The organism is Streptomyces sp. NPDC059142 (assembly GCF_042755665.1).
Taxonomy (GTDB): domain Bacteria; phylum Actinomycetota; class Actinomycetes; order Streptomycetales; family Streptomycetaceae; genus Streptomyces.
On the sequence record NZ_JBHZDA010000025.1, the window covers coordinates 7,888 to 9,636 of the forward strand.

The window sequence follows — 1,749 nt, forward strand, 5'->3', positions numbered from 1 at the left end:
CATCAACCCGCCCCGCCACTAGAGAGCGGGTCCCCGCCCGCGGGGCCCCTCGACAAAGCTGGACAGTGCGCCGCCCGGGGGCCCCGCGGCGCGCCCCCCCCCCCCCCCCCGGGCCCGCGCGGGACCGGCGAATCGCCGGATCGCCAGGACCGCCAGGACCGCCAGGACCGCCGGGCTCAGGGCCGTGCGGGCGCTTCGTCCAGCGGGCGCCCGGTCGCCGAGAGGGGGTCCACCGGCAGCACCGCGACGACCCGGAACCCCGTCCCCGGCGCGGCGTCCGTCCCCGGCGCGGCGTCCGCCTCGTGCGCCGGGCCCGCCTCCAGCGACCCGCCGACCGCCGCGAGACGTTCGGCCAGCCCCTTCAGCCCCGTACCGCCGACCCGCTCGCCCCCTTCGCCTTCGCCGTCGCCGTCGCTGCCCGCCGGGAAGCGGACGGAGCCCGCGCCGTCGCCCGTACCGTCGTCCAGGACCGTCAGCCGTACCCGCTCCGCCGTGCCGTCCACGGCGATCGAGCAGTGGGCCGCGCCGCTGTGCCGCACGGCGTTGGTGACGGCCTCCCTTACGACCCAGCCCAGCAGCACCTCCGTCTGAGGTTGCAGCGGCGGCCCCGACCGCCGTACGTCCGGCGTGATCCCGGCCGCGCTCAGTGCGGAGCGCGCCCGGTCCAGGTCCGTGGCGAGACTGCCCTCCCGGTAGCCGGTGACGGCCTCCCGGATCTCCGCCAGGGCCTGCCTGCCGACCGACTCGATGTCCGCGACCTGGCCCAGGGCCGCGTCCAGGTCGCGCGGCGCCAGCCTGCGGGCCGCCTCCGCCTTGACGACGACCACGGACATCGTGTGGCCCAGCAGATCGTGCAGATCGCGCGAGAAACGCAGCCGCTCCTGGTCCACCGCGGAACGGGCCAGCTCCAGCCGGGTGTCGCGCAGCTCCGTCACCGTCTCGGAGAGGGTGAGGAGCGCCGCGGTCACCATCATCGAGATGAACGTGCCGTACGCGATGCTCACCGCGCCCCACCCGTCGTGGTACGCCGCCGTGACCGCCGCGGCGACGCTCACCGGGATGCCCACCGCGGCCAGCGCACGGCCCCGCAGCACACTGCCGCAGGCGAGTCCGAGGAGCGGGAGGAAGAGCAGCCAGCTCCCGCCGTAGGCCCACGCCAGTCCGAAGGTCAGCACGCCCATGGCGACGAGCGACCACCGGGTGGCGGGGCTGTCCCGCCGGGCCCGGTCGAAGGCGCGGAACACCACCGAGATGTAGAGGGAGTTGAAGACCAGCAGCCCGAGACCGCCGACCCAGGGGTTGGGCGTCCTGCCCTGCACGATGTTGGAGAACGAGCCGAGCCCCAGCAGCAGCCAGGGCAGCAGGGCGTAACCGGACGGCGGCGCCGGCCTGCCCGCGCGCAGTCCCGTGCGGCGTCCCTTCCTCGTCACGACCGTCTTCATCATGTGGTCCTCGCCGCCCCGCGGCACGTGCTCCGAGCTGTCTGCGTCATGCCGAAAACGCTACGGAGCGGCGGGGCCGCCCGGCAGAGGCGGATGTACGGAGTCGGCCGGTACAAATGTCCCGGCCGGCCAGCCGGCGGCTCGGCGCCCGCCGCCCCCGGCGCACCCGCCCACCCACGGCGGGGGGGGGGGCCCCCCGGTGGGCGGGGGGGGGCGCCCCCCCGGGGGGGGGGGGGCGGGGGTCCGGGGAGCACCCCCGGGGGTGTGCCCGCGCGGCAGAGCGACAACCACCCGGGGGGGGGGCGCG

1 protein-coding gene is annotated in these 1,749 nt (G+C 76.9%); it reads right to left on the reverse strand.

The annotated features are described in order from the left end of the window. Nucleotides 1-176 precede the first annotated feature (176 nt). Entirely contained in the window at nucleotides 177-1,442 is a 1,266-nt protein-coding gene (locus ACFXPK_RS12390; RefSeq protein WP_385074444.1) for a sensor histidine kinase, read from the reverse strand. Nucleotides 1,443-1,749 lie beyond the last annotated feature (307 nt).